The sequence below is a fragment of the Mongoliimonas terrestris genome (assembly GCF_001927285.1).
GTDB classification, from domain to species: domain Bacteria; phylum Pseudomonadota; class Alphaproteobacteria; order Rhizobiales; family Pleomorphomonadaceae; genus Chthonobacter; species Chthonobacter terrestris.
The window spans coordinates 367,102-389,462 of sequence record NZ_MSIG01000001.1; the positions used below are offsets into that span (position 1 = coordinate 367,102).

16 protein-coding genes and 2 tRNA genes are annotated in these 22,361 nt (G+C 73.3%); 13 read left to right on the plus strand and 5 right to left on the minus strand.

Annotated elements, in window-relative coordinates:
• Nucleotides 1-112 precede the first annotated feature (112 nt).
• The 5 genes from mtaB to BUQ68_RS01540 all read left to right on the plus strand — a co-directional run bounded on the left by mtaB (nt 113) and on the right by BUQ68_RS01540 (nt 10,055).
• Nucleotides 113-1,369, plus strand: coding sequence for a tRNA (N(6)-L-threonylcarbamoyladenosine(37)-C(2))-methylthiotransferase MtaB (gene mtaB / locus BUQ68_RS01520; protein WP_075214161.1), 1,257 nt, complete (start codon nt 113-115; stop codon nt 1,367-1,369).
• A gap of 106 nt (nt 1,370-1,475) precedes the next feature.
• Complete coding sequence (ftsY, locus tag BUQ68_RS01525) at nt 1,476-2,771, plus strand: signal recognition particle-docking protein FtsY (protein WP_075214162.1); 1,296 nt, start codon at nt 1,476-1,478, stop codon at nt 2,769-2,771.
• 168 nt (nt 2,772-2,939) lie between these two features.
• Nucleotides 2,940-6,251 carry a transglutaminase family protein gene (locus tag BUQ68_RS01530; RefSeq protein WP_075214163.1) on the plus strand — a complete coding sequence of 1,104 codons (3,312 nt, stop codon included), beginning with the start codon at nt 2,940-2,942 and terminating at the stop codon, nt 6,249-6,251.
• 193 nt (nt 6,252-6,444) lie between these two features.
• On the plus strand, nt 6,445-8,979 hold the full coding sequence (locus BUQ68_RS01535; protein WP_095407252.1) for a circularly permuted type 2 ATP-grasp protein: 2,535 nt from the start codon (nt 6,445-6,447) through the stop codon (nt 8,977-8,979).
• A 71-nt stretch (nt 8,980-9,050) separates the two neighbouring features.
• Complete coding sequence (locus tag BUQ68_RS01540; protein ID WP_075214164.1) at nt 9,051-10,055, plus strand: transglutaminase family protein; 1,005 nt, start codon at nt 9,051-9,053, stop codon at nt 10,053-10,055.
• A 42-nt stretch (nt 10,056-10,097) separates the two neighbouring features.
• Here BUQ68_RS01540 and BUQ68_RS01545 read toward each other — a convergent pair whose 3' ends face one another.
• Both BUQ68_RS01545 and tsaD read right to left on the minus strand, forming a co-directional pair.
• Nucleotides 10,098-11,078 carry an NAD(P)H-dependent glycerol-3-phosphate dehydrogenase gene (locus BUQ68_RS01545; RefSeq protein ID WP_075214165.1) on the minus strand — a complete coding sequence of 327 codons (981 nt, stop codon included), beginning with the start codon at nt 11,076-11,078 and terminating at the stop codon, nt 10,098-10,100.
• 131 nt (nt 11,079-11,209) lie between these two features.
• Entirely contained in the window at nt 11,210-12,355 is a 1,146-nt protein-coding gene (tsaD, locus tag BUQ68_RS01550) for a tRNA (adenosine(37)-N6)-threonylcarbamoyltransferase complex transferase subunit TsaD (RefSeq protein WP_075214166.1), read from the minus strand.
• Nucleotides 12,356-12,475: 120 nt separating this feature from the next.
• On the opposite strand from tsaD, the gene hemC reads away from it, so the two are divergent.
• From hemC to BUQ68_RS01580, 6 genes are all read left to right on the plus strand, one after another.
• Nucleotides 12,476-13,417: a hydroxymethylbilane synthase gene (gene hemC, locus BUQ68_RS01555; RefSeq protein WP_075214167.1), complete on the plus strand. Its 942-nt coding sequence runs from the start codon at nt 12,476-12,478 to the stop codon at nt 13,415-13,417.
• A gap of 6 nt (nt 13,418-13,423) precedes the next feature.
• The gene (locus BUQ68_RS01560; protein WP_075214168.1) at nt 13,424-16,279 is read left to right on the plus strand and encodes a uroporphyrinogen-III synthase; all 2,856 of its coding nucleotides are present in this window, start codon (nt 13,424-13,426) and stop codon (nt 16,277-16,279) included.
• 19 nt (nt 16,280-16,298) lie between these two features.
• Nucleotides 16,299-18,104, plus strand: coding sequence for a heme biosynthesis protein HemY (locus tag BUQ68_RS01565; protein WP_075214169.1), 1,806 nt, complete (start codon nt 16,299-16,301; stop codon nt 18,102-18,104).
• Nucleotides 18,105-18,258: 154 nt separating this feature from the next.
• Nucleotides 18,259-18,334 (plus strand) — tRNA-Thr (locus tag BUQ68_RS01570).
• Between the two features lie 268 nt (nt 18,335-18,602).
• Nucleotides 18,603-19,061, plus strand: a complete 459-nt coding sequence (locus tag BUQ68_RS01575; RefSeq protein ID WP_075214170.1) for a tellurite resistance TerB family protein — start codon at nt 18,603-18,605, stop codon at nt 19,059-19,061.
• An 87-nt stretch (nt 19,062-19,148) separates the two neighbouring features.
• Complete coding sequence (locus tag BUQ68_RS01580) at nt 19,149-19,916, plus strand: glutamine amidotransferase (RefSeq protein ID WP_075214348.1); 768 nt, start codon at nt 19,149-19,151, stop codon at nt 19,914-19,916.
• 421 nt (nt 19,917-20,337) lie between these two features.
• Here BUQ68_RS01580 and BUQ68_RS01585 read toward each other — a convergent pair.
• A tRNA-Ala gene (locus BUQ68_RS01585) sits at nt 20,338-20,413 on the minus strand.
• A 170-nt stretch (nt 20,414-20,583) separates the two neighbouring features.
• Between BUQ68_RS01585 and BUQ68_RS01590 the strand changes: the two genes are divergently transcribed.
• Together BUQ68_RS01590 and BUQ68_RS01595 are read left to right on the plus strand one after the other, a co-directional pair.
• Nucleotides 20,584-20,877, plus strand: coding sequence for a YggT family protein (locus BUQ68_RS01590; protein ID WP_075214171.1), 294 nt, complete (start codon nt 20,584-20,586; stop codon nt 20,875-20,877).
• Nucleotides 20,874-21,215 (plus strand): DUF167 family protein, encoded by a 342-nt coding sequence (locus BUQ68_RS01595; protein ID WP_075214349.1) that lies wholly within the window; start codon nt 20,874-20,876, stop codon nt 21,213-21,215. The genes BUQ68_RS01590 and BUQ68_RS01595 overlap by 4 nt, the downstream gene beginning before the upstream one ends.
• A gap of 112 nt (nt 21,216-21,327) precedes the next feature.
• On the opposite strand, the gene BUQ68_RS01600 is transcribed toward BUQ68_RS01595, so the two are convergent.
• Both BUQ68_RS01600 and BUQ68_RS01605 read right to left on the minus strand, forming a co-directional pair.
• A complete protein-coding gene (locus BUQ68_RS01600) occupies nt 21,328-21,543 on the minus strand; it encodes a Trm112 family protein (protein WP_075214172.1) in 216 nt (71 codons plus the stop codon).
• Between the two features lie 11 nt (nt 21,544-21,554).
• The gene (locus BUQ68_RS01605; RefSeq protein WP_342586973.1) at nt 21,555-22,235 is read right to left on the minus strand and encodes an LON peptidase substrate-binding domain-containing protein; all 681 of its coding nucleotides are present in this window, start codon (nt 22,233-22,235) and stop codon (nt 21,555-21,557) included.
• Nucleotides 22,236-22,361: the final 126 nt, after the last annotated feature.

Sequence of the window (22,361 nt, forward strand, 5' to 3'; positions counted from 1 at the left end):
CAACCGCCCACAAACGGCCGAAAGGGGCGCCCGGTCTCGGGCGGGCTGGCTTTTCCGGCCGGTTTCAGCCATAGACACCGGCCATACCCCCCTCATTGAGGATCGCGATTTCATGGGCATCGAGGTGGTCACCTTCGGCTGCCGGCTGAACACGGCCGAGTCCGAGGTGATGAAGCGACAGGCGGAGGCGGCGGGCCTCACGGACGCCGTGCTGGTGAACACCTGCGCGGTGACCGGCGAGGCCGTGCGCCAGGCCCGCCAGGCGATCCGCCGCGCGCGCCGCGACAACCCGGCCGCCCGCATCGTCGTCACCGGCTGCGCCGCCCAGACCGACCCGGCTTCGTTCGCCGCCATGGCGGAGGTGGACCTCGTCGTCGGCAACACGGAGAAGCTGACCGAGGCCGCCTACCGGGCGCTGCCGGACTTCGGCGTCGGCGCCGAGGAGAAGACCCGCGTCAACGACATCATGAGCGTGAAGGAGACCGCGCTCCATCTCGTGGATGGCCTTGAAGGACGCGCGCGCGCCTTCGTGCAGGTGCAGAACGGCTGCGACCACCGCTGCACCTTCTGCATCATCCCGTTCGGGCGCGGCAACTCCCGTTCGGTGCCCATGGGCGACGTGCTCGACCAGGTGCGCCGGCTGGTGGAGAACGGCTATGCGGAGGTGGTGCTGACCGGCGTCGACCTCACCTCCTACGGGGCCGACCTGCCCGGCCGGCCGCCGCTCGGCCGGCTCGCCCGCACGCTGCTCGCCAAGGTGCCGGAGCTGAAGCGGCTGCGCATCTCGTCGATCGACAGCATCGAGGCGGACGACGACCTGATGCGGGCGATCGCCGAGGAGGAGCGGCTGATGCCGCACATGCACCTGTCGCTGCAGCACGGCGACGACCTGATCCTGAAGCGCATGAAGCGCCGGCACGGCCGCGCCGACGCCATCCGCTTCTGCGACGAGGCCCGGCGGCTGCGCCCCGACATGGTGTTCGGCGCCGACCTGATCGCGGGCTTTCCGACCGAGACCGACGAAATGGCGGAGAACTCCGCCCGCATCGTGGAGGCGTGCGGCCTGACGCACCTCCACGTCTTCCCCTATTCGCCCCGCCCCGGCACGCCGGCCGCTCGCATGCCGCAGCTCGACAAGGCCCTCGTCAAGGCGCGCGCCGCCGCGCTCCGCGCCGTCGGCGAGGCCGCCTTCGCCCGGCATCTGGCCGCCGAGACCGGACGCGTCCGAAAGGTGCTGGTGGAAAAGCCCGGCATCGGCCGCACCGAGCAGTTCACCCTGACGGAGATCGACCGGGGCGCGCCGGGCGAGATCGTGCCGGCGGTGGTGACCGGCCACACCGGCCGGGCCCTCGTCGCCCGCGCCGCCTGACGGCGGGCCGGACGACCGGGAAGGCTCCGGACGGCGCACACGGGGCCTTGCGCGCCGGGCGGCTTCCGGGCGAAACCCAGGCGAACTGAAGAGGACCGCGTAACCCATGGCCGATCCCAAGAAGCCGGGCTTCTTCCGCTCCCTGTTCGGCGGCGGCAAGCCGGACCCGACGCCGGCGGAGGACACGCCCGACGCCCCGGCCGAGGCGCGGCCCGCGGAGACCGCGCCCGCCGGGCCGGCGCCGGCCGGGCCGGTGGCCGGGGAGCCGCTGGAAGTGCCCGAACGGGTGGTCGACGCCCGCCGCGCCGCCGAGGCGCCGCCGACCCGCCTGCCGCTGCCCATCTATGGCGACGCGCCGGAACCCCCGCCGCCCGAGCCCGTCCCGCCCGTGATCGCACCGCCGGCGCCGCCGCCGGTCGCGGCGCTGCCGGCTGCGCCGGCCTCGCAGCCCGCGCCGGTTCCGGCCGCCGAGGCCGGGCCGAAGCGCAGCTGGCTGCAGCGCCTGAAGGAGGGGCTCGGCCGTTCGTCGAACGCCATCGGCGGCGGGATCAAAGCCATCTTCACCAAGCGCAAGCTCGACGACGAGACGCTGGAAGAGCTGGAGAACGTGCTGATCCAGGCCGATCTCGGCGTGAAGACGGCGCTCGCCATCACCGAGCGCCTCGCCGAGGGACGCTACGGCAAGGACGTGGGCGGCGAGGAGGTGAAGGCCATCCTGGCCGACGAGGTGGAGAAGGTGCTGCGGCCCGTGGCCGAGCCCTTCCGCCTGAAGCCGGAGCACCGCCCGCACGTGGTGCTGGTGGTGGGCGTCAACGGCTCCGGCAAGACGACGACGCTCGGCAAGCTCGCCGCCAAGTTCACCGCCGAGGGGAAATCGGTGCTGCTCGCCGCCGGCGACACCTTCCGGGCCGCCGCCGTCGACCAGCTAAAAGTCTGGGGCGCGCGCAGCGGCGTGCCGGTCCTGACCCGGCCGACCGGCTCGGACGCGGCGGGCCTTGCCTTCGACGCAGTGACCGAGGCCCGCGCCAAGGCCCTCGACGTGGTGATGATCGACACCGCCGGCCGGCTGCAGAACAAGGCCGAGCTGATGAACGAGCTGGAGAAAGTGGTGCGGGTCATCCGCAAGGTGGACCCGTCCGCCCCGCACGACGTGCTCCTGGTGCTCGACGCCACCACCGGCCAGAACGCCCTCGGCCAGGTGGAGGTGTTCCAGAGGAGCGCCGGCGTCTCGGGCCTGGTGATGACCAAACTCGACGGCACCGCGCGCGGCGGCATCCTGGTGGCGATCGCCGAGAAATACGGCCTGCCGGTGCATTTCATCGGCGTCGGCGAGGGAATCGACGACCTGGAGCCGTTCAAGGCGCGCGACTTTGCCCGCGCCATCGCGGGCCTGGAGAGCTGACGGCGGACGGATCCGCACCCTTGCAAGGGCGGGCCCGGGGTCGTCCGATCCGGGCCGCCGGGCCACAGAATGCCCTTTTCGTCATCATGCCCAGCGCGCGGGCTTCCGTCCGGCCGGCAAGTGTCGTGTAATGCCGCCCTCCCGAGTAGCTGAAGGCTGCCCTTTGCAATGGCGATCCTGACGAAGCTGACCCACGTCACCCGGTACAGTTACGACAAGCCGGTCTCCCTCGGCCCCCAGGTCGTCCGCCTGCGACCCGCCCCGCACAGCCGCACCAAGGTCCCGGCCTACGCGCTGAAGATCAAGCCGGACGGCCACTTCATCAACTGGCAGCAGGACCCGCACGGCAACTGGCTGGCGCGGCTGGTGTTTCCCGAACCGACGAGCGAGTTCGAAGTGGCCGTGGACCTCCTCGCCGAGATGGCGACGGTCAACCCGTTCGACTTCTTCATCGAGGACTATGCCCAGCACTTCCCCTTCACCTACGCGCCGGACCTTGCCATCGAGCTCGCCCCCTACCTGGTGCGCGAGTCCGAGGGCGACCTGTTCAAGGCCTATCTGGCGGCGGTGCCGCGCAAGCTGACGCCGACGGTGGACTTCCTCGTCGGCGTGAACCAGCGGCTGCAGGAGGAGATCGGCTACGAGATCCGCATGGAGCCGGGCGTGCAGACGCCGGACGAGACGCTCGGCCGGCGCTCCGGGTCCTGCCGGGACAGCGGCTGGCTGCTCGTCCAGCTGCTCCGGCACCTCGGCCTCGCGGCGCGCTTCGTCTCCGGCTACCTGATCCAGCTCACCTCCGACCTGAAGGCCCTCGACGGCCCGGCCGGCACCGCCGTGGACTTCACCGACCTCCACGCCTGGTGCGAGGTCTACATTCCGGGCGCCGGCTGGATCGGCCTCGACCCCACGTCCGGCCTCCTCTGCGGCGAAGGCCACATCCCGCTTGCGGCGACGCCCCACTACATGTCGGCCGCGCCGATCAGCGGCGGCTACGCCGGGGCGCCGGACACCAAGGTGGAGTTCGGCTTCGAGATGGCGGTCGCCCGCATCGACGAGCGGCCCCGGGTGACGCACCCCTTCGCCGAGGAGGCCTGGGACCGGCTGGTCGCCCTCGGCGACCGGGTGGACGCGGACCTGAAGGCGCGCGACGTGCGCCTCACCATGGGCGGCGAGCCCACCTTCGTGTCGATCGACGACTACCAGTCGGCCGAGTGGAACACCGCCGCCGTCGGCCCGACCAAGCGCTGGCGCGCCGACACGCTGATCCGCCGGCTCGCCGACCGCTTCGCGCCCGGCGGCTTCCTGCATTACGGCCAGGGCAAGTGGTATCCGGGCGAGAGCCTGCCGCGCTGGACCTTCTCGCTCTACTGGCGCAAGGACGGCAAGCCGATCTGGCGCAACCTGGACCTCGTGGCGCGGGAGAACCGGCCGACCGGCGTCGGCGCCGAGGACGCCGGGTCGCTCCTCAAGGGCATCGCCCGGCGGCTCATCATCCCGGCGGACTTCGCCATTCCGGCCTACGAGGATCCGGGCCACTGGATCATCAAGGAGCAGGGCCTGCCGGAGAACGTCACCACCGACGACAGCAAGCTGGAGAGCGCGGAGGAGCGCGCCCGCATCGCCCGGGTGTTCGAGCGCGGCCTCGGCGCGCCGACCGGCTACGTGATGCCGATCCAGCGCTGGCAGACCCGCGCGGGCCAGGGCTGGGTGTCGGAGAAGTGGTCGTTCCGCCGCGGCCGGCTCTTCCTCATCCCGGGCGACTCGCCGGTCGGCTACCGGCTGCCCCTCGGCGGCCTTCCCTACGTGCCGCCGGCCGCCTATCCGTACGTCGTCGAACGCGACACCTTCGCGCCCCGCCCGGACCTGCCGGACCCGGAGGCCATGCACCAGGTCTACCGGCGCTCCGACGAGGTGACGCCGGACGATCCGCGCGTGCAGCAGTGGATGACGGGCGCCGGCGCGGTGCGCACCGCCATCGCGGTGGAGCCGCGCGACGGCCGGCTCTGCGTCTTCATGCCGCCGGTGATCGGCGTCGACGACTACCTGGAGCTTCTCGCCGCAGTGGAGAACACCGCCGAGGAGCTCGGCCTGCCGGTGCACATCGAGGGCTATGCGCCGCCGTGGGATCCGCGCATCGGGGTCATCCGGGTGGCGCCGGACCCCGGCGTGATCGAGGTCAACGTGCACCCGGCCGCCTCCTGGCGCGACTGCGTGGAAATCACCACCGGCGTCTACGAGGAGGCGCGGCTCTCCCGGCTCGGCACCGACAAGTTCATGGTCGACGGCCGCCACACCGGCACCGGCGGCGGCAACCACGTGGTGGTGGGCGGCGGCACGCCGGAGGACAGCCCGTTCCTGCGCCGGCCGGACCTTCTGAAGAGCCTGGTGCTCTACTGGCAGCGCCACCCGTCGCTCTCCTACCTCTTCTCCGGCCTCTTCATCGGCCCCACTTCCCAGGCGCCGCGGGTGGACGAGGCCCGGCACGACCAGCTCTACGAGCTGGAGATCGCGCTCGCCCAGGTGCCCCGGCCGGGCGAAGGCTGGGCGCCGCTGCCCTGGCTGGTCGACCGGCTGTTCCGCAACCTCCTCGTCGACGTTTCCGGCAACACCCACCGGTCGGAGATCTGCATCGACAAGCTGTTCTCGCCGGACGGGCCCACCGGCCGGCTCGGCCTCGTGGAGTTCCGCTCCTTCGAGATGCCGCCGGACGCCCGCATGTCGCTCGCCCAGCAGCTGCTCCTCCGGGCGCTGATCGCATGGTTCTGGGACGAGCCGCAGACCGGCGGCTTCACCCGCTGGGGCACCGACCTCCACGACCGCTTCATGCTGGAGCATTTCGTCTGGGCCGACTTCCTGGAGGTGATCGGCGACCTGAAGCGGGCCGGCTATCCCATGGACCCGGTCTGGTTCGACGCCCAGCGCGAGTTCCGCTTCCCCTATTTCGGGACCGTGGAGCGCCAGGGCGTCAGCCTGGAGATCCGCGGCGCCCTGGAACCCTGGCACGTGACCGGCGAGGAAGGGGCGATCGGCGGCACCGTGCGCTATGTGGACAGCTCGGTGGAGCGGGTCCAGGCCAAGGTGACCGGCTTCAACCCGTCCCGCCACGTGCTCGCCTGCAACGGCCGGCGGGTGCCGACGCTGGCGACCGGCCAGAACGGCGGCTTCGTCGGCGGCGTGCGCTTCAAGGCCTGGCACCCGGCGAGCGGCATCCATCCGGTGCTGCCGGTGAACGCGCCACTGACCTTCGACGTGATCGACCAGTGGACCGGCCGCTCGCTCGGCGGCTGCGTCTATCACGTGGCGCACCCGGGCGGGCGCAACTACGACACCTATCCGGTGAACGCCTACGAGGCGGAGGCCCGCCGGCTCGCCCGCTTCCAGGACCACGGCCACTCGGTCGGCTCCATCCAGGCGCCGCCGGAGGAGCGGCCGGGCGCTTTCCCGGCGACGCTCGACCTCCGGCGCCCCGCCTGGATCTGACCGGCGCCGCGCGCCACACCCGGCCGGGCGGCTCGACGAGCTGCCCGGCCGGCGCTGCCCCGCACGATCGGCGGGCCGGGCAGTCGGGACCGACCCGCGCGGAACCGGCGGTGGCGGACTCCACCAAGGTCCAAAAGTTTCTTCCGATCCGATGCCGGGACCGGCTACGCTCGCGCTCTCATCCGGGTCCCTCATGACGCAGAAGCAGAATCCCACGCCCCTCCCCCGCACGCCCGCGCCGGGCAGCGCCCGCGCGCCCTGGCTGAAGGAGATGCTCGCCGCCTACAAGCCGCTCGCTAACGTGTTCGACGAGATGATGCGGCCGGACGGCAGCCTCCGCGAGCCGTGGGGGCGCTTCCTCGACGAACTCGGCGCGCTGAGCCGCAGCCAGCTCGTCGACGCCTTCGCGTCCGCCGACCGGCACCTGAAGGGCTCCGGCGTGTTCTACCGGGTCTACGACGACCCGTCGGGCGGCGAGCGCCCGTGGCCGCTCGCTCCGGTGCCGCTCCTCATCAGCGCGCGCGAGTGGTACGCCATCAAGGAGGGCGTGATCCAGCGCGCGCGCCTTGCCGAGGCCATCCTCGGCGACCTCTACGGCGAGGGCCGGCTGGTGCGCGACGGAGTGCTGCCGGCCGCCGCCGTCTCGGGCAGCCCGGATTATCTGCGCCCGCTCGTCGGCCTGCCGCCCCCCGGAGGGCGGCACCTACACCTCTACGCGGTCGACATCGGCCGCGGCCCGGACGGCGCCTGGTGGGTGCTGTCGGACCGCACCCAGGCGCCGTCCGGCGCCGGCTACGCGGTGGAGAACCGCATCGCCCTCTCCCGCGCCCTGCCGGAGACGGTGCGCTCGCTCAACGTGGAGCGGCTCGCCGCCTTCTTCCAGTCGTTCCGCGACGAGCTCGCCCGGCTGAACGCCCGGGCCGAGGCGCGCGTCGGCCTGCTCACCCCCGGCCCGCTCAACGAGACCTATTTCGAGCACGCGTATCTGGCCCGCTACCTGGGCTTCCTTCTGGTGGAAGGCGGCGACCTCGCCGTCCGCGACGGAGAGGTCTATGTGCGCACCGTCTCCGGCCTGAAGCGGGTGGACGTGTTGTGGCGGCGGCTCGACGGCGACTTCGCCGACCCGTTGGAACTGCGCACCGCCTCGCGCCTCGGCGTGCCGGGCCTCGTGCAGGCGATCCGGGAGGGCGGCGTGACGGTTGCCAACGCGCTCGGCTCCGGCGTGGTGGAGAGCCGCGCCCTGATGGGCTTCATGCCGGCGCTCGCCCGCGCCATCCTCGGCGAGGATCTGATCCTTCCGAACCTCGCCACCTGGTGGTGCGGCCAGCCGCGCGAGCGGGACATCGTGGTGAAGAACCTCGACAGCATGGTGGTGGCGCCGGCCTTCGAGCCGACCATCCCGGGCCTGCCCGGCGTGCGCACCCTCCTCGGCTCCGCGCTGTCGGAGAAGGACCGCGAGACCTTCCTCGCCATCGCGCATCGGCGCGGCATGGACGTGGTGGGCCAGGAGGCGGTGAAGCTCTCCACCATGCCGGTGTGGCAGGACGGCAAGCTGACCCCGCGCCCCTTCGTGCTCCGCCTCTTCCTCGCCGCCGTCGGCACCGACGACTGGGCGGTGATGCCGGGCGGCTTCTGCCGCATCTCCGGCTCCACCGACGCGCGCTTCGTGTCGCTGCAGCAGGGCGCGAGCGCCTCGGACGTGTGGGTGCTGGGCGATGGTCCGGTGGACGAGACCACGACCTTGCTGCCGACGCCCGAGCGGGTGCGCGTGCGCCGGACCACCGGCACCTTGCCGAGCCGGGCGGCCGACAATCTCTTCTGGCTCGCCCGCTACCTGGAGCGCACCGAGGCGACGCTCCGGCTCGTGCGCGCCCTCCTCGGCCGCGTGGCTGAAGGCGGCGTCGGCGCCGACCGGCCGCTGGTGGACCGGCTGGTGCTGCTCCTTCGCCGCATCGGCGCCCTGCCGGAGGGCAGCGAGACGCTGCCGGCCGCCCGGCTCGCCATCGCGGTGCTGACCGACCGGTCGGCCATCGGCGCCCTGCCGCAGACGACCGCCATGGCGCGCGCCGCCGCCGCGGTGATCCGCGACCGGCTGGCGCCCGACACCTTCCAGACCGTGACCGACATCGCCGCCCGCTTCGAGGACGCCGGCGACCGGCCGATGACCCCCGGCCAGGCCTTCGATCTGGCCAGCGACGCGCTCCGCCTGCTCGCCGCCTATTCGGGACTGGCGGCGGAGAACATGAACCGGCTGATCGGCTGGCGGTTCCTGGAGCTCGGCCGGCGCATCGAGCGGGCCGTGCACACCGCCCGCTTCGTGCGCCAGTTCGGCGAGGAGAACGCGCCCGCCGGGGCCCTGGAAGTGATGCTGGAGCTCGGCGACAGCCAGATCACCTACCGGTCCCGCTACGTGGTGACCCCCTCGCGGGTGCCGGTGCTCGACCTCCTGGTGCTCGACGGCAACAACCCGCGCTCGGTCGCCTTCCAGGTGCACCGGATGCTCGACTACCTCCAGACGCTGCCCGGCACCACCGTGGACGGCCGGCCGGTGCCGGTGCTCCGGGCCGCCAAGCAGCTCTCCGCCGACCTGGAGACGCTGCCGGTGGAGGAGATGGCGATCGCCCATCTGGACGGGGTCGCCAACGATCTCTTCCGCCTCTCGGAGGGCATTTCCGAGCGCTTCTTCCGCCAGGCCCCGTCCGAGGACCTGCCGGAAGAGCTCGGCTGAGCAACAAGGCGTTCACCGAACGCCGAAGGGTGAACCGGGCGCTCAGGGAGCGCCCAAGGGGGCAGGGATCGATGATCTACGACGTCCGCCAGGTGACCACCTACGACTACGGCTCGGTGATCCCCTTCTCCCGCCACGTGGCGCACCTGACGCCGACGGACCAGCCGGGCCAGACCGTGCTGAAGGCGAGCCTCGGCATCGATCCGGCGCCCGCCGAGCGGGCCGAGGCGACCGACTTCTTCGGCAACCGCATCACCAGCTTCGCCCTCGACCACCCGCACGACCTCCTGGTGGTGGAATTGCGCGCGCGCATCCAGGTGCTGGCGCCCGAACCGCTGCTGCCGAGCCTGACGCCGGCCTTCGAGGCCGTGGCGGATCTGGCGCTCGAAAGCGACGACCTCGGCCCGGACTCGCCGGCCCACTATGTCTTTCCGTCCCGCAAGGTGGACCTCGACGCGGCCATCACCGCCTGGACGGCGAAGAGCTTTCCGCCCGGCCAGCCCGTGCTGGAAGGGGCGAGCGACCTGATGAACCGCATCAAGCGCGACTTCCGCTATGCGCCGGGCAGCACCGACACCTCCACCCGGCCCGACCAGGCCTTCGCCACCCGCCGGGGCGTCTGCCAGGATTTCGCCCACGTGATGATCGCGGGCCTGCGCGGGCTCGGCCTGCCGGCCCGCTATGTGAGCGGCTACCTGCGCACCAACCCGCCGCCGGGCCGGCCGCGCCTGGAAGGAGCGGACGCCACCCACGCCTGGGCGGCGGTCTGGTGCGGGCCGGAAGTGGGCTGGGTCGGCCTCGACCCGACCAACGGCATCCCGGCGGGCGAGGACCACATCGTGCTCGCCCTCGGCCGCGACTACGCGGACGTGTCGCCGCTCCAGGGCATCATCGTGGCTTCCGGCGACCACTCGCTGGAGGTGAAGGTGGACGTGATCCCGGTGCAGCCGCGCGCGATACCGCCGGCTCCGGCCGACCGGCCCGGTCCGGAGCGGGCGGCGGTCGAGAAAGCCGTGGAGCGGGTTCCGGAAAAGGCGACCGACAAGGCGGCAGAGAAGCCGGCGAAGCCCGCCTGACGCGCCGAAGCGGTCGAAGCCGCGCCGCCGATCGGTTGCCGGTCAGATCACGTCCTCGCGCTTCAACGGGCGGCTCAACAGCCGCTCCACCGCGCCGTCCACGGTGATCCGGCCCTCCACCACGTCGGCGACGGCGGTGAGGATCGGGGCCTCGATGCCGAGCGCCACCGCCCGTTCCAGCGCGATCCCGGCGGTGAAGGCCCCTTCGGCGAGCTTGCCGAAGCGCGCCGGGTCCTGCCCCTCGCCGATCGCCACGCCGAGGGCGAAGTTGCGCGACTGGACGGAGCGACAGGTGAGGACGAGGTCGCCGAGGCCGGAGAGCCCCATCAGGGTCTCGCTCTTCGCCCCCCAGGCGGCGGCGAGCCGGCGCATCTCCACGAAGCCGCGGGTGATCACCGCCGCCTCCGCGCTGGCGCCGAGCCGGCGCCCGGCCACCACGCCGGCCGCGATGGCGAACACGTTCTTCAGGGCGCCGCCGAGCTGCACGCCGGTCACGTCGCCGGTCGCGTAGGGCCGGAAGCCCGGCCGGGCGAGACGCCGGGCGAGCGCCTCGGCAAGGACCCGGTCCTCCGCCGCCACGCTGACCGCCGTCGGCAGGCCGGCCGCCACCTCCATGGCGAAGCCCGGCCCGGAGAGCACCGCCACCGGTCCGCGCAGATAGGCGTCGGCGATCACCTCGGCGACGAGGAGCCCGGTGGACCGGTCGATTCCCTTGGCGCAGGAGACCACCACCGTGCCGGGCTTCAGCACCGAAGCGAGCGAGGCCATCAGGGCCTGGGTCGCCTGGGCCGGCACGGCGAGAAGCACCACGTCGACGGCGGCGAGCGCCGCAAGGTCCGTGTCCGCCCGAACGCCCGGCTCCAGGCGGATGCCCGGCAGGTGCGGGGTCTCGTGGCGGGTGTTCACACGCGTTGCGACCAAGGGGTCGCGGCCGACCAGCCGCACGGTCTCGCCGCCCCGCGCCGCCGTCTGGGCCAGCGCCGAACCCCAGGCGCCGGATCCGAGCACACCGATCGTCGTCATCCGTCAGAACACTCCGTCGTGGCGATCGAAGCCCGCATCTCGACCGGACGGGAGCGCCAGGGCGAGACGAAATCGCTTCCGATCGAAGGGCCTGGACGGGCGGTTGCCGCCCGTCGGCCGGATCCCTTCCGTCACACCTTGGCGCCGAGCCGGCCGTGGCCGACCACCGGCGCCGTGTCCCCGTCGAGCGGCCAGCGCGCCCGGGCGGGCGCATCGAGGCCGTCGACGAGGCCGAGGGCGAGCCGTTCCGCGCCCGCCCAGGCGATCATCGCCCCATTGTCCGTGCAGAGCACCGGCGGCGGCACGATCAGTCTCGCGCCCGCCGCGGCGACGAGCGTGCGCAGCCGCGCCGCGATCGCCCGGTTGGCCGCGACGCCGCCGGCCACCACGAGGAGCGGCCCAGTGGGACCGGCGGTTTCGCCGGCCGTGTCGGCCCAGAAGGCGGCGAGCGCCCGGCCGACCCGGTCGGCCACCACGTCGGCGACCGCCGCCTGGAAGGCGGCGCAGAGGTCCGCCACGTCCGTCGGCCCGAGGGGCGCCGCCGCCTGGGCCTCCAGGCGGACGGCCGTCTTCAGGCCGGAGAAGGAGAAGTCCGGCTCCTTGCGGCCGAACATGGGGCGCGGCAGGGCGAAGCGCGCCGGGTCGCCGGCCGCCGCCGCCCGCTCCACCGCCGGGCCCCCCGGATAGCCGAGACCGAGCAGCTTGGCGGTCTTGTCGAAGGCCTCGCCGAGCGCATCGTCGATGGTGGTGCCGATCCGCCGGTAGCGCCCGACCCCGTCGACGCGGACGATCTGGGTGTGCCCGCCGGAGACGAGGAGGAGCAGATAGGGAAAGGCCGCGCCGTCGGTGAGCCGCGCGGTCAACGCATGGCCCTCCAGGTGGTTCACGGCGATCAGCGGCTTGCCGGACGCGAAGGCGAGCGCCTTGGCGGTGGTGAGGCCGACGAGCACGCCGCCGATGAGCCCCGGACCGGCGGTCGCCGCCACCGCGTCCATGGCGGCAAGGCCGACACCCGCTTCGGCGAGCGCCGCCCGCACCACCCCGTCGATCGCCTCCACATGGGCGCGGGCCGCCACCTCCGGCACCACGCCGCCGAAGGCCGCGTGCGCCTCGATCTGCGACAGCACCACGTTGGAGAGGATGCGGCCGCGCCCGGCGGCGTCGCGCGCCACCACGGCGGCGGCGGTCTCGTCGCAGCTCGTCTCCAGGCCGAGCACCAGGGTCTCGGCGGCCGCGGGGTCCGGCGGATGGCCGGCGGGGGTGGACTGCAGGATCATGGCCTTCGGACGCTTCCCGGTCGGGTGCCGTGCGAGAGGACGTCTTTCGTTTGCGCCGCGTCCGGCGTATACCGGCCAACGCGTCGCCCGCCCCGCCCCCTATCATCTGGACGCCCGCCCGTGCAATCAAATCCCGTCCGCATCGGCACCCGCGGCAGCCCGCTCGCGCTCGCCCAGGCCCATGAAGTCCGCGAACGGCTGACGACGGCGCTCGGGCCGGACGCGCCGGCCTTCGAGATCGTGGTGATCAAGACGTCCGGCGACCGCATCCTCGACCGGCCGCTCGCCGAGGTGGGCGGCAAAGGCCTCTTCACCAAGGAGATCGAGGAGGCGCTGATCGACGGCTCGATCGATCTCGCCGTCCACTCCTCCAAGGACATGCCGACGGCGCTGCCCGACGGCCTGGTGCTCGACCACTTCCTGCCGCGCGAGGACGTGCGCGACGTGTTCGTGTCGACCCGCCACCGCAGCCTCGCGGACCTGCCGGAGGGCGCCGTGATCGGCACCGCGTCGCTTCGCCGGCAGGCGCTGGTGCGGCGGATGCGGCCGGACCTTCAGGTCGTCACCTACCGGGGCAACGTGCAGTCGCGCCTCGCCAAGCTGGAGGCGGGCGTGGTGGACGCCACGCTGCTCGCCCTCGCCGGGCTCAACCGCATGGGCATGCAGGGGGTCGCCACCGAGGTGCTGCCGCTCGACGGCTTTCCGCCCGCCGTCGGCCAGGGCGCCATCGGCATCGAGAGCCGGGCCGGCGACGGGCGGATCCACGCGCTGCTCGCCGCCATCCACGATCCGCACACCGGCGTCTGCCTCGTCGCCGAGCGCGCGCTTCTCGCCGCCCTCGACGGCTCGTGCCGCACGCCGATCGCCGGCCACGCCACCTTGTCGGCAGACGGCGGCACCCTGGCGCTCTACGGTCTCATCCTGACGCCGGACGGCGTGAGTGCCCACGACGGCCACGTGACCGGCCGCCCGGGCGACGCGGCGGCCCTCGGCGCCGGGCTCGGGGCGCGGCTGAAGGCGCTCGGCGGGCCGGACTTCTTCGCCGACGTGCCGGGAGCCTGACACCCCATGCGGGTCCTGGTGCTCAGACCGGAGCCGCAGGCGAGCCGCACGGTCCGCGCGCTTCAAGATCTCGGCATCGCGGCCGAGGCGGCGCCGCTCCTGACCATCGTGCCGGAGCCGGGCGCCCTGGCGGCGATCGGCCCGGCGCCGATCCAGGCGCTTTTGATGTCGAGCCCCGCCGCCGCCGACGTGGTGGCCGGGGCGGATGCCGGCATGCTGGCGCGGGCGACGCCGGTGGTGGCGGTCGGCAGCCGGACGGCTGAAGCGGCCCGCGCCGCGGGCTTCGCGTCGGTGACGGATGCGGACGGTGACGCCGACGCGCTGGTGGCGGCCGTGCGGCAGCGCTGCCGGCCGGAGGCCGGGCGGCTCGTGCTTCTGGCCGGGCGCGACCGCGCCGGCGGGATCGACGACCGGCTCGCCGCGGACGGCTTCGTGGTGGACGTGGTGGAGGTCTACCGGGCCGAACAGGCCGACCGGTTCGACCCGGAAACGGCCCGCAGCCTCGCCGCCGGAACCGTCGACGGGGCGATTGTCGCCTCGGCCCGAACCGCCGAGGCGCTGCTGCGTTGCTGGACGTCGGCAAAATTCCAGGTGCCGGCGGCACGACCGGCGATCATCGCCCTGTCGGCTGCCGTCGCGGCGCCGATCCGGGACGTTTTCGCCCACCTCGTCGTGGCGGAGCGACCCGACGGCGAAAGTCTCATCAAGGCCGCGGTTGCGCTTCGCGACCGGGTCGAAAACAATGGCGCGGGCTCGGGGCCCCAAGACCAAGCATTCAACGCGACGCCGAACGGGCCGTCGCGGGACCAGACGGAGGAACGGACGGCCATGGCATCCGAGACCGACGACAAGAAATCCGGGCCGGGCGGCCCTGGCACGTTCGATCCGAAGGACCGGCGGAAGGGCAAGCCGACCACGCTCGACCTGAAGGCGACCGAGGTGGCGACGCCACCCGGCGCGTCCGACGCCCCCGGCGCCCCGGCGGGCCCGAGCCCGAGCCCGGCCACCGGAGCGGGCCCGTCGTCCGGGACGAGCCCCGCGGCCGGAAGCGCCCCGGCTGGAAGCGGCACGACGGTGGGCACGGCCTCGACCGGCGCGACGGCAACCGGCCCCGCACCCATCGGCCCGGCCTCGACCGGCCCGGCTTCGGCCGGATCCACATCGGCCGGATCCACATCGACCGGATCCACCGCGGCCGGCGGCCCGGCCGCAGGCTCGACCGCCGGTGCTTCGGGCGCCAAGGCGGCGACCGCCACCGCGGGCAAGGACGACGCCGTGAAGAGCCCATCCACTCCGACCTCCCCTACTTCCTCCCCATCGCCCGCCGCCTCGCCGACGGGTGGGTCGACGACCAGCGCTTCGGCGGCCGGCACGAAGACCGGCACCGCGGCCGCGGGGTCGTCCGGACCTTCCGGCCTCGGATCCACGACCGGCCCATCCCGCGGCACCGACGCGCCGGTGGCCGCCGCGATGCCGCCCCGGACGCCCGAACGGCGCTCCGGCGGCCTCGGCGCCTTCGCGGCGGCCCTTCTCGGCGGCGTGGTGACGCTCGCCGGCGGCGCCGGCCTTCTGGCGAGCGGCGTGCTCGACCCCTATCTCGGCCGCGGCACCGACCCGGCCGCCCTTTCGTCGCTGCAGACGCGCATCGCCGAGCTCGACAGCCAGCTCGCCGCCGCCCGCAGCGCGCCCGCCACCGATCCGGCCGTCGCCGAGCGTCTCGCCGCCCTGGAGACCAGCGTCGGCGGCCTGCCGTCCGGCTCCGATCCGGCGATCGCCACGCTCCAGGGCGAGGTGGCGGCTCTCCGGGAGGCGATCGACGGGCTCGCGCCGGTGCGCGACGACGTGGCCCGCCTCGGCGAGCAGCTCTCCGCCGTCGACGCACGCGCCATCCCGGCCGACCCGACCGCCCGGCTCGACGAACTCGCCGCCGCCGTCGAGGCGCTGCGGTCCGGCGCGGAAGGCCAGCGCGACACCCTGCAGCGGCTGAACGCCGCCGCCGCCCGACCGGTGGTGGACCCGGCGCGGGTGGACGCGCTGCAGACCGAGCTCGACGGGCTCGGCCAGCGGCTCGCCGCGCTCGACACCACGCTCGGCCAGCGGCTCGGGTCGCTGGAGGGCACCGTCACCCAGCGGCTCGGCACCCTCAACAGCTCGGTCGGCGAGCTGAAGGGCCAGCTCGACGGCGCCGTCCGGGACCTCACCGGCCGCGTCGACACGGCGGCAGCGGACCTTCGCGGCGAGGTGGAGAGCAGCGTCTCGGGCCTCCGCGAGACGGTCGACCCGCTGACCGGCCGCATCGAGAGCCTGGAGACCACGCTCGCCAACCAGCCGGACGCCGCCAGCGTGGCGGCCCTGTCGCTCGCCGTGACGACGCTCGCCTCCAAGGTGACGTCGGGCGAACCCTTCGCCACCGACCTCGCGGTCATCCGCCAGACCGGCACTGAGCTGCCGGACCTCGGCCCGCTGGAGGCGCACGCGGAGACAGGCGTCGCCACCACGTCGGAGCTCGTCAACGGCTTCCCGGTGGACCGCATCCTCGACGCCCGCCCGATGGACCCGAACGTCGGCGTCTGGGACCGGGTGGTGGACGGCGCCAAGTCGCTGGTCAACTACCGGGAGGCGGGCGAGACCGCGACCGACCCCTTGTCGGCCCCACTCGACGCCACCCAGGCCGCCCTCAACGGCGGCGATCTCGCCGGCGCGGCGGCGGCCTACGAGGGCCTGCCCGACTGGGCCAAGACCGCCTCCGCCGACTGGAAGAGCCGCCTCGACGCCCGCGTCGCGGTGGATAGCGCCGTCGCGGCGCTCGCCGACCAGACCATGAGCCGCCTGCAGCCGCAGGCGACCCAGACCGCAGATTGAGAGAGGGAAGGGCACGCTCATGATTCGTGTTCTCATCGGCATCGCGGTCCTGTTCGGCGCCGTGTTCCTGCTGGACTGGCTCGGCGGCGTGCCGATCCAGGTGGCGATCAACTGGCCGGGCGGCGCGATGGCGCCGCCGCTTCGCGTGGTGGTCGTCTCACTCCTGGTGTTCGCGCTCGTCGCGATCGTCCTCTGGAAGGTGATCGCCGGCGTTGTCCACACGCCGAACGCGGTGCGCGGCTTCTTCCGCGCCCGGCGGCGCGACCGCGGCTACCAGGCGCTCTCCCGCGGCATGATTGCGGTCGGCTCCGGCGACACCCGCCTTGCCCATCGCTACGCGGGCGAGGCCGGCAAGCTGATCGCCCGCGAGCCGCTGGTGCTGCTCCTTGAGGCGCAGACCGCCCAGCTGGAAGGCCGGCGCGACGATGCCCGCGCGGCCTTCACCCGCATGCTGGACGACCCGGAGACCCAGCTTCTCGGCCTGCGCGGCCTCTTCATCGAGGCCAACCGCAACGGCGAGCCGGAAGCGGCCCGCCACTATGCGAGCGAGGCCCAGCGCATCGCCCCCGGCGTGCCCTGGGCCGCCACGGCGGTGATGGAATACCAGTCCGGCGAGCACGACTGGGGCGCCGCCCTCGCCACGCTGGAGCAGAGCGCCAGCGCCCGCCTCGTGGAGAAGTCCGAGTCCCGGCGCCTGCGCGCCGTGCTCCTCACCGCCCGCGCCCTCGACGTGGAGGACGCCGAGCCGGAGAAGGCGCGCGGCTTCGCCCTGGAGGCCCATCGCCTGGCGCCGGACTTCGTGCCGGCCGCCACCACGGCCGCCCGGGTGCTCACGCGCCTCGGCGACACGCGCAAGGCCGCCCGGGTGGTGGAGACCACCTGGAAGCTCAGCCCGCACCCGGATCTCGCCGACGCCTATCTGCGCGTCCGCCCCGGCGACAGCGGCCAGGACCGGCTGAAGCGGGCCCGCACCCTTGCCGGCCTGCGCTCCCACCATCCGGAGGGCGCCGTCACCGTCGCCCGCGCGGCGCTCGACGTGCGCGACTTCCCGCTTGCCCGCGAGCAGCTGGCCCGGGCGCTCCGCCAGGCGCCGACCCAGCGCATCTGCCTGATGATGGCGGAACTGGAGGAGGCCGAGCACGGCGATCGGGGCCGCGTCCGCGAGTGGCTGTCCCGCGCCGTCAGGGCGCCGCGCGACGAGGCCTGGACCGCCGACGGCGTGGTGGCCGACAGCTGGCAGCCGATCTCGCCGGTGACCGGCCGCCTCGACGCCTTCGAGTGGCGCGTGCCGGTCTCCAGCGACAGCGGCGCCACGGAGCTGGACGGTTCCGACCTTGCCGAGCGCGCCGCCCTGCCGCTGGAGACGCCCGCCCTGCCGATCCCGCCCGGCGACGACCCGACACCGACCCCGCCGGCCTCGCGCGACCGCAAGCCGGAGCCGGAACCGGCTCCGATGCCGGCCGCCGCGGTGGAACCGGCCGCCAGCCCGGCGCCGGCGCCTCAGGCTCCGGCCGCCGCCGTCGCGACCGCCCCGGCCGCGGCGTCCCCGAAGACCGACGGCGTCAAGCCGGCGCCAACCCCCGCCGCGGCGCCGGTCTACTTCTCGCTGACCCCCTCGGCCAATCCGGGCGGTCCCTTGCCGACGCGGCTGCCGCTGCCGATCTACGGCCCCGCCGACGGCGGGCGCGCGGCGGCGCGGCCGGCGGCCAACGGCGACAAGGGCCGGATGACCGAATATCCGCTGCCGTTCCGGCCGGACGATCCGGGCCCGGCGGAGGATGTGGAGACGCCGAAGCCCCGCGTCCGGACCGGCGTGTTCGGCTGACGGCCCCGGGCGGCCGCGACGGGCCGCAACCGGCCGCGACGATCTCCGCTTGAAATCGGAAAGCGTTGCGGCTATCAACCGCCCGAAGTCGCCGGTTCGCCGGGGGCTCGGTCCGGGCCCGTCGTTCAAGGACGGACACGCCCGAAAGGCCGGCGCCGCAGTAGCTCAGCTGGTAGAGCACGTCATTCGTAATGATGGGGTCGGGGGTTCGAGTCCCTTCTGCGGCACCACCATCCCTCCGGTAAGACCGATCATCGGCAGGCCAAGGCGCACCGTGGCATTCCCGCCGCTGTCGCGACACGCGGGTCCGGTGCACGGGAACGTGACCCGGCGGCCGCTTGCCGGCGGCGGGCGGCGGCCCGATCTTGAGGGCAACAGCGCCCGCCCGGCAACCGGACCCCTCGGACCCGCCTTGTCCGACCCGGACGGCACCGTTGCGCCGGAACGCAACCGGACGGTCGGGCGTCTACCCTCCATGTCCACCAGGATCCGACGCGCATGTTCGACGCCCTGAAGTCCTTCCTCAACGACCTTGCCGGCCCCCGGCCGGACGACGAGGACGCCATGGACGAGCGGCTCGCGACGGCCGCCCTTCTCGTCCACACCATCGCGGTCGACGGCGACGTGTCGCCCGGCGAGCGCGACCAGCTGCGCCGGGCGCTGACCGCCGCCTACGGTCTCACCCGGGCGGAAACCGACCACCTGATCGACGAGGCCAGGCGCCGCGACCAGGAGGCGGTGGACCTCTACGGCTACACCAGCGTCCTGAAGCGCACGCTCGACCACGAGGGCCGCGAGCGGGTGATCGAGATGATGTGGGAGATCGTCTTCGCCGACGGCGGCGTGCACGAGTTCGAGGACAACATCGTCTGGCGGGTGGCCGAACTGCTCGGCGTCTCCTCCCGCGACCGCATCCGGCTACGCAAGCGCATCGAAGGACGGCTTGCGAACTCCTGACCCGCTGGTGCAAGCTTGACGCCGCGCGGACCGTCTGATGCGGTACGCGGGTCGTTTTTTGGAATCGCCCAGGCTTTGACTTCCGCCCTGCCGCCTTCACCCGACGACCGTCCCTTGGTCCTGATCGTCCTGCATCAGGAGACCTCCAGCCCGGGACGGGTCGCCCACGCCCTGGAACGCCTCGGCTGCCGGCTCGACATCCGTCGGCCCCGGTTCGGCGATCCCTTGCCCGCCACCATGGCGGCGCACGCGGGCGCCATCTATTTCGGCGGCCCGATGAGCGCCAACGACGGCGACGACTACGTCAAGACCGAGATCGACTGGCTTGCTGTCCCTCTCAAGGAGGAGAAGCCCTATCTCGGCATCTGCCTCGGCGCCCAGATGCTGGCCAAGCACCTCGGCGGCCGGGTGGGGCCGCACGCGGCCGGCATGACGGAGATCGGCTACTACGCGCTGACGCCGACCCCGGTCGGCCAGGCCCTCCTCGACTGGCCCGCCCACGTCTACCAATGGCACCGGGAGGGCTTCGACGTGCCGGCGGGCGCCGACCTCCTGGCAAGCGGCGATCTCTTCCCCAACCAGGCGATCCGGGTGGGGCCGAAGGCGTTCGGCATCCAGTTCCACCCGGAACTCACCTTCGCCATGATGAACCGCTGGTGCGTGCGCGCCGCCGACCGGCTGCTCCTGCCCGGTGCCCAGGCCCATTCGGACCACGTGCGCGGCCGTCACATGCACGACGCCCCGATCCGCGACTGGCTGGACCGCTTCCTGGCGCTCTGGCTGGATACGCCGGCCGCCACGGCGACCCCTTCGGCGGACGCGGCGGCGACACCGGCCCCCGCGAACACGGGCTGACGTCCCGAAACGGCACGCCGCCGCAAGGCTTGGCGCAGGATTCCAGCCGCCGGGCGAAACGGAATCACAACCCTTCCATGATGTTCTACGTCTGGCCGACGGAAGTTCTGCGTCGTCGGTCTAGACCGGACTTCGGTGCCGGCCGCTCCCATCTGGTTCTGCGTAGGGAGCGCGGCTGCCGGCCGGCCGACCCGAGGTCGATCGCCGCGCCCGTTCGGCGCGGCGTCCCTTGGTCGCCAGGCGCCGCCCCGCGGCACCCCGCCCCCGCCACGATGATCCGCCTCGCCCAAGCCGCCGCCGGCTCACGCGCCGCACGTGCCACGCACCAGTGCGGCGAAACGAACCGTCGATTCGCCGGGGCTTTCGACGCGGAACGGCTGCGCCGGGGGCGCGGATGATGACTAAGAGAGCTGGGAAATCCTGGTGGAGCCGAGGGGAATCGAACCCCTGACCTCTGCAGTGCGATTGCAGCGCTCTCCCATCTGAGCTACGGCCCCGTCCAGGTGGGCGCATTTAGGGGAGCGGACCCGGTCCTGTCAAGCGCTTCGCCACGCCCGTTTCGGCGCGCCCGAACGGCCCAGCGGCGGCGATCGCACGCTGCGAGGGTTGCGGCGCCGCGACCGGGCGGCTACATCGGAAGAAGCTTCATCTCCAGCGAACGTGGCCCATGCTCGCCATCCTCGACGTCGTTCTGCTCGCCCTCCAGCTCTATACCTATGTGATTGTCGGGGCGGCGATCTTTTCCTGGCTCTATGCCTTCAACGTGGTCAACCCGCGCAACCAGTTCGTCGCCATGATCGGCAACGCGCTCCACCAGATGACCGAGCCGCTGCTCCGGCCGATCCGGCGGCTGCTGCCGTCCATGGGCGGGCTGGACCTGTCGCCGATCGTGCTCCTGCTCGGGATCTTCCTCCTGCAGCAGATCATCGTCCGCTACCTCTACCCGGCCGCCCTGTTCTGAGCGGGCCGACGACCGGCCCGCTCGTCCGGACGGGCGACGCGCTCCACCTCACCGTGCGCCTGACGCCGCGCGGCGGGCGGGACGCGCTCGCCGGATCGGTCACGCTGGCGGACGGGCGGGTGGTGGCGACGGCCCGCGTGCGGGCGGTGCCGGAGGACGGCAAGGCGAATGCCGCGCTCGTCGCCCTGGTGGCGGCGACCGCGGGCGTGCCGCGGGCGTGCGTGAGCCTTGAAAGCGGCGCGACCGCGCGGGTGAAGGGTCTGCGCATCGCGCCCGCCGGCCCGGCCGCCGAAGCGGCCCTTCAGGCCGCCATCACCGGGACCGGATCGCCGGGCTGACCGACCGGGTCGGCAAGCCGATCGATCGGGTCAGCGGTTGGCCGGACCCTTGGCGGCGAGGGAAGACCGGTCAGGTCCGCCCGATCACCGGAACCGAGGAGAACACCCAGCTCTACTCGTCGTCGCCGAGGCTGCGGGCCTCGTCCGGCAGCATGATCGGGATGCCGTCCCGCACCGGATAGGCGAGGCGGGCGGAGCGGGAGATCAGCTCCTGCCGGTCGGAGCGCCATTCCAGCGTGGTCTTGGTCAGCGGGCAGACCAGGATCTCCAGGAGCTTCGGATCGATGGCGCCGGCCTGCCGGTTGCCGAGGGACGGAGGGAGGGACATGGACGGCGTCCTCACTGCAGGTGGGGCGTCTCGCCGCCCTTCTGGCGGGCGAGCGCGACCTCGGTGATGGCCACCAGCGTGTCGGCCCGGGTCTTCAGGTCCGGCGCTTCCAGAAGGGCCTGCTTCTCCGGCGGGCCGAACGGGCTCATCATCGAAAGGGCATTCACCAGGGCCTCCGTCGGGGTCCGGTTCACGCTGTCCCAGTCGGCTTCCAGGTTGTTGGCCTCGAAGAAGGCCTCCAGCGCCTTCAGGAGTGCCGGCCGGTCCACCTCGCCCTCCCCGGCGCGGGCGAGGAAGTCGCCGGCGAAGGGCTCGGCGGCGATCCGCGCCATGCGGAACAGGCGCCCGGAGCGCACCTCCTCCTCCACACGGAAACGGGCGACGCCCGTCAGGGTGATCAGGTAGCGGCCGTCGCCCGATTCGCTGAAGGTGGTGATGCGGCCGGCGCAGCCGACGCCGCAGAGCGTCGGGTCCGTGCCGGGGCGGGTCACGCCCTCGTCGAAGCGCGGCTGCACCATGCCGATCAGCCGGTCCGTCGCCAGGGCGTGGTCCACCATGGCGAGGTAGCGCGGCTCGAAGATGTTGAGCGGCAACTGCCCGCGCGGAAGAAGCAGGGCCCCGCTGAGCGGGAACACCGGGATCTCCCGGGGCAGGTCGTCGGCTCTCTCGTATCGCCCATTGCCGACCATCATGGCGCCGTCGTCGTCCTTCTGTGGTAACCGGTGCGGGCCTCCGCACCCCTTTGCAGCATATAGGTCGCGGCGCGGCGGAGACGAGCCGCCCAGCCCGCGGCAGCGCTAACGGACCGCCGCGGCAGC